Genomic DNA, 5278 nt, shown 5'->3' with positions numbered 1-5278 from the left:
TCGGCTCACGACCGATCATGCGAGGGCGTTGCATTTCGCCAACGAGATGGCGCAGCTGCGGCATTACGGTCCGCTGACCGCCGTCGATGACGGCCTGCCGGTCCTCGCCCCCGGAGTCCGCGCCATCATCGCCACGTTCGACGCCCATGGCGTGTGGGACGGCCGGCCCGCCTGGAACCTCTGACCTCCGTCGGGGAGCGCTGCCGACGGATCCGAAAGTCTTTCGTCCCGTGACCCATCCGTCCGGGATGCAGGTCCGAATGCATGTCGGTCGGCGTGCTCCTGCGCGGGCTGCCGCCGGCGAGCGGCCCGGCCGAGATCCCCGACAGTACTGTGAGTTGCCGCTCCGAGGTCGCCTGAGGCGGTTACCCGATTTGGATGCACACGTGATGCCCCGATGCACGGACCAGGCACCGGGCAGGACCGGCGAGGGGCGGCTCTCGGTGACCGCCCTGCCCTTCATGCTCTGCCTGCGCTGGCAGCCGCGGATCGTCATCGACCGGGAGGACATCACGGTCGCGGGATCGGCGATCGCCGCATCCGGCCGCGGCGGTCTTCCCCTGCTGGTCGAGGTCTCCGCCCTTCGGGAGGTCACCTGGGCAGCGAGGGAGCTCGTCCTCGCCTACGAGCATCCAGCACGGATCGCCATCCTCGGGTACGACGACGTCGACCGCGTCCTCATGGCGTTCATGGTCAGATCGGCGACGAAGACCCGATTCTTCCTGGACCGGGACGCCGCGGTCCGCTGGTTGCTGCGGGCCTGACGCCCGACGAACCACCCCGGCCGTCCTCCGGACCCGTCCGGGCGCCCGGTCGTGGCACACTCGATGGCATGGCGGCACTGATCATCGGGTGGGACCCCGGGCAGCCGGGGTGGACCGGCGTCTACGCGGCGGACGTCGAAACGGTCCGGAGGACCGGCGTCGTCCGGCAGGAGTGGCAGGTGCCGGGCGACCCCGCCCTGGTCGAGGGCCTGGACGTATGGCTGCTCGCGGTGGGCGCGCGTCCCGCCCAGCACGGCCTGATCGGACACGGCACCCTTGCCGCAATCCGCTCTCCGACGTGCTCGGAGGCCGGGTCGGTGGAGATCGACGTCGATCTCGACCTCCTGCTGCCCCGCGGCGACCAGGTGCCATGTGCCGACGTCGCCGGACGGCTACCGGATCTCCGCACCGGAGAACCCCCGGTGCGATTCATCGACGGTCCGGCGGAACTCGCCGTCCGGATGCTGTGGGCGGAGGCCAACCCCCCGGACCGTGCGTCCCTCGACCCGCTCCCCGGCGCCCTGCCCGCGTCGGCCGTCCGACGCGTGCCGGTCAACGGGTTCGAGCGGGACCAGGACCTGCGGCGCGTCGCGATGGCCCACCGGGGTTCTGTATGCCATGCGTGCGGGCTGGATCCCGAACAGGTCTACGGGATCGAGGGCCCCGCGGTGATGCAGGTCCACCACATCACGCCGCACGCGCACCTCGAGGCCGGGTATGAGGTCGACCCCCTCGTCGACCTCATACCCCTGTGCCCCACCTGCCACGTCGTGGCCCACAGCCGCTGGCCCGAGCCCTACGGCGTCGAGGACATCAGGACGATGCTGCGTGGGGCGGGATTCCTGCGCGGATCGGTGCTCACCCCGGAACAACTCGAGTCCGAGGCGGCTGCGGCGCGGATCCTCGGCACCTGACCCCGCTACCGCGCGTCGACCGATGACCGGCTCAGGGGACGACGACGATCCGGTATTCGGCGGGGAGTTCCGGACCCGCGGCGCCCTCGAAGGCGATGGGCAGGCCACGGGCGAGCGGCCAGTCGATGCTGTCGGTCGCCTGGACGTGCACATGCGGTTGTGTGTTGTTCCCGGAGTTCCCGCACGCCCCGACCAGGGCACCGGCGGTCACCCGGTCGCCGCGCCGGACAGCGAGCGAACCCTGGCGCAGATGGGCGACGAGCACGAAGGGGCCGCCCGCGGCGAGGGCGATGACGACGTGATTGCCAGCGATCGCACCCGCACCGTCCCGGAGACGGCGCGGTTGGCCCAGCGCGTAGGCGAGCAGGTGGAGCTGCGACCGGCGGGCCTCGTGGTCACTCTCGCCGTCGTGGGCGACGACGACGACGCCCGTGCAGGGTGCCAGTACCGGGACCCCGAACCCGAAGAAGTCCTCCGGCGGTTCCGTCGCGACGAGCGCGCGCCAGCCCCAACGGGCCGTACGGTGGCGAGCATCGACGGGCACGAGGTCGATGGCGTAGGTGGTCCCCATCCGATCGGTGCCGTGACTGGGTACCCTTCGGGCCGGGCTGTTGCGGACCAGGAGGAGGCCCCGGAGGGGATATCGCAGAAGGACGGGATGCTGCTCCGGGGCATTCGGCGCCACAGCACGGTCCTCCTTCGTCGTCCCGATACGTCCATCCTGCCCTGCGGCAAGCGTTCCCGTCCCGGTTCATTCTCAGTACACTGGGGCGCATGACCGGGCAGGAACCGGTCCCGCCGGGGGCCGCTGCGGTTCCGCATGGCAGCACGGGCCTCTCCGAGGACGTCGCCGTCCCTTTCCGGCAGCCCGGCGACTCCGAGGACCGGCCCGACAGCGAGTCGCTCCACACGTCCGTCCGCAGTCCGGCGGAGCGGTCCCGCACCTTTCTGCGCATCCTGGTGAACACCGGGGTCGCGAACATCACGACGAGTTACCTGTGGTTCGCCCTCACGTTCTGGGCCTACCTGCAGACCCGCAACGTGATCGCCACCGGAGTCATCGGCGGTGCCTACATGCTGTTGATCGCCCTCTCCAGCATCAGCTTCGGCACCTTCGTGGACCGCTACCGCAAGCTGGCCGTGATGCGCTTCGCCGCCGGCTTCACGCTGGTGATGTTCGTGCTGTCCGGAGGGATGTTCCTGCTGACGCCCGCCGCCACCCTGCTGGATCTACGACAGCCGTGGTTCTGGGCCTTCACCCTGATCATCCTGATCGGTGCCGTCGTCGAGAACATGCGGAACATCGCCCTCGCCACCACGGTCACCATCCTCATCGAACCGGACCGGCGGGCCAACGCCAACGGGCTGGTGGGCATGGTGCAGGGACTCATGTTCATCGTGACCTCGGTGCTCTCCGGGTTGTCGGTCGGGCTGATCGGCATGGGCTGGACCATCGTCGTCGCCCTTGTGCTCACGGCTCTCGCATTCGCGCACCTGCTCACGCTGCGCATGCCCGAAGAGGTGCGCGCGGCCGCGACGGACGCCCACGGCGGCTTCGACCTGCGTGGCTCCTTCGCTGCCGTCCTGGCCATCTCCGGACTGTTCGCGCTGATCCTCTTCTCCACGTTCAACAACTTCGTGGGCGGCGTCTACATGGCCCTGATGGACCCCTACGGGCTGGAGCTGTTCCCCGTGGAGCTGTGGGGGACCTGGTTCGCGGTCGGCGCCACCGGGTTCCTGGTGGGCGGCGCCCTGATCGGCAAGTTCGGCCTCGGAGCCAACCCGCTGCGCACCATGCTCATCGCCGTCGTCCTGATGGGCATCGTCGGTGCGGCCTTCACGGTGCGCGAGTGGGCGTGGCTGTACGTCGCCGGCATCTGGCTCTACCTCGTCCTGGTCCCCTTCGTGGAGGCCGCCGAGCAGACGGTCATCCAGCGGGTGGTCCCCCTGCAGCGGCAGGGGCGTGTATTCGGATTCGCCATGGCGTTCGAATCCGCGGCAGCGCCCGTCACCGCGTTCCTGATCGCGCCGATCGCGCAGTTCTGGATCATCCCCTATGCACGATCGCCCGAGGGCGGCTCGCACCTCGCCCCCCTGCTGGGCGAGGGCACCTCCCGGGGCATCGCCCTCGTGTTCCTGGTGGCGGGGATCATCATCATCGCGGCCGCGGTGCTGGCGTTCCTGACCCCTGTCTACCGCCGGGTCTCGGAATCGTATGCCCGGACGACCGCCGAGGGTGCGGAACCGTCGCAGGAGTAGTCGGCTTCCGGCGTGGAGCAAAGCGCTCCGGCACGGGACAGGCGGACCTCCGACCATCCCGGCCGTCGCGGCTGCAGACGGACCCGACGCTTTCTTCCGATCGATCGATACCGATATAATCGTTGGATGGCGATGAATTACGATCTGCACCAGCATGACGCGGTCGCGCGGTTGTTCCGTGCGCTGGCCGAGCCTGCCCGGCTGTCCCTGGTGCACTGCCTGGCGGACGGCCCGCACCGGGTGGGCGAGCTCTCCGCGCATCTCGGCCTGGCCCAGTCCACGGTGTCGGCCCATCTGGCGGTCCTCAAGGGTGCCGGCCTCGTCGAGGCGGCCCCTGACGGTCGTGCCACCCTGTACCGGCTGGCCACCTCCGGCCTCGATGAACTCCTGCACGCCGGCGAACGCCTGATCGATCCGCACGGACCGGACCAGGATCCGCTCGACCACCATGCGGCATCAGGGACGGACCGGGACTCCGCCCGCCTGCCGGGCGGTGGGCGATGAGCCACAGCCACGGCCACAGCCACGGGATCGGCACTGCTCCCACCGCCGGCGGATCCCACCGGCGACGGCTGATCGGGGCACTCGCCATCAGCGTATCGGTGATGCTGATCGAGGTCGTCGGCGCACTCGCGTCCGGATCGGTGTCACTGCTGGCCGATGCCGGACACATGCTCAGTGACTCGGCGGGTCTGGCGATCGCGATCGTCGCCACGGGCCTGGCGGCCCGACCCGGGACCGAGCGCCGCACCTTCGGGTGGAAGCGCGTGGAGATCCTCGCCGCCCTCGTGAATGGCCTGGTCGTCGCTGTCATCGGGGTCCTGATGCTCATCGAGGGAACCAGGCGGGCCCTGGGCCCGGCCGACGTCGACGCACCGGTCATGCTGGTGGCAGCCGCACTCGGTTTGGTCGCGAACATCGTCGCCCTGCGCCTGCTGACAGGCGGGCGGAAGGAGAGCCTTAATGTCCGCGGCGCCTACCTCGAAGTGCTGGGTGACCTGCTGGGCTCCGCCGCGGTGATCGTCGCCGCCCTGGTCATCTGGTCCACCGGGTTCCTGGCGGCGGACGGACTGGCCGGCATCGCCATCGGCCTGCTGATCCTCCCGCGCGCATACGGCCTGCTCAAAGCCGTGGTGCTCGTCCTGCTGGAGGCAACCCCCAGTGACACCGACCTGGCCGAAGTGCGCCGACACATGGAGGAGGTCCCGGGCGTGGTGCTGGTGGAGGATCTGCACGCCTGGACCATCACCTCGGGCCTGCCCGCACTCACCGCGCACGTACAGGTCGACGACGACGCCTTCGACAACGGATCCGCCCCCCGGATCCTGAGCGACCTCAACA

General features: G+C 69.9%; 7 protein-coding genes. 6 read left to right on the top strand and 1 reads right to left on the bottom strand.

Translation table 11 applies throughout. The annotated features are described in order from the left end of the window. The 3 genes from CVO76_RS09935 to CVO76_RS09925 form a co-directional block, all read left to right on the top strand. Positions 1-184: hypothetical protein (locus CVO76_RS09935; protein WP_208739132.1), on the top strand; the 184-nt coding region annotated here is incomplete at its 5' end. A gap of 205 nt (positions 185-389) precedes the next feature. After that, positions 390-764, top strand: coding sequence for a hypothetical protein (locus CVO76_RS09930; RefSeq protein ID WP_208739131.1), 375 nt, complete (start codon positions 390-392; stop codon positions 762-764). Positions 765-832: 68 nt separating this feature from the next. After that, positions 833-1678, top strand: coding sequence for an HNH endonuclease (locus CVO76_RS09925; RefSeq protein WP_208739130.1), 846 nt, complete (start codon positions 833-835; stop codon positions 1676-1678). A gap of 31 nt (positions 1679-1709) precedes the next feature. Here the strand turns inward: CVO76_RS09925 and CVO76_RS09920 are convergent, their stop codons facing one another. Further along, positions 1710-2249, bottom strand: coding sequence for a M23 family metallopeptidase (locus CVO76_RS09920; protein ID WP_208739129.1), 540 nt, complete (start codon positions 2247-2249; stop codon positions 1710-1712). A 203-nt stretch (positions 2250-2452) separates the two neighbouring features. Between CVO76_RS09920 and CVO76_RS09915 the strand changes: the two genes are divergently transcribed. The 3 genes from CVO76_RS09915 to CVO76_RS09905 all read left to right on the top strand — a co-directional run. Further along, complete coding sequence (locus CVO76_RS09915; RefSeq protein ID WP_208739128.1) at positions 2453-3937, top strand: MFS transporter; 1485 nt, start codon at positions 2453-2455, stop codon at positions 3935-3937. Positions 3938-4063: 126 nt separating this feature from the next. Beyond that, complete coding sequence (locus CVO76_RS09910) at positions 4064-4441, top strand: ArsR/SmtB family transcription factor (RefSeq protein WP_133081739.1); 378 nt, start codon at positions 4064-4066, stop codon at positions 4439-4441. Further along, positions 4438-5278, top strand: an 841-nt coding sequence (locus CVO76_RS09905; protein ID WP_208739127.1) for a cation diffusion facilitator family transporter, incomplete at its 3' end; no start/stop codon positions are given. The genes CVO76_RS09910 and CVO76_RS09905, both read left to right, overlap by 4 nt.

Source organism: Arthrobacter agilis, assembly GCF_002953615.1.
In the GTDB taxonomy this organism is placed as follows: domain Bacteria; phylum Actinomycetota; class Actinomycetes; order Actinomycetales; family Micrococcaceae; genus Arthrobacter_D; species Arthrobacter_D agilis_B.
This window is presented reverse-complemented; position numbering and strand designations above follow the sequence as displayed.

What these genes read in the sequence shown, in the direction of transcription:
- CVO76_RS09930 (WP_208739131.1), top strand. Translation starts at nt 390, where the DNA reads ATGCCCCGATGCACGGACCAGGCACCGGGCAGGACCGGCGAGGGGCGG.
- CVO76_RS09925 (WP_208739130.1), top strand. Translation starts at nt 833, where the DNA reads ATGGCGGCACTGATCATCGGGTGGGACCCCGGGCAGCCGGGGTGGACC.
- CVO76_RS09920 (WP_208739129.1), bottom strand. Translation starts at nt 2,249, where the DNA reads ATGGGGACCACCTACGCCATCGACCTCGTGCCCGTCGATGCTCGCCAC.
- CVO76_RS09915 (WP_208739128.1), top strand. Translation starts at nt 2,453, where the DNA reads ATGACCGGGCAGGAACCGGTCCCGCCGGGGGCCGCTGCGGTTCCGCAT.
- CVO76_RS09910 (WP_133081739.1), top strand. Translation starts at nt 4,064, where the DNA reads ATGGCGATGAATTACGATCTGCACCAGCATGACGCGGTCGCGCGGTTG.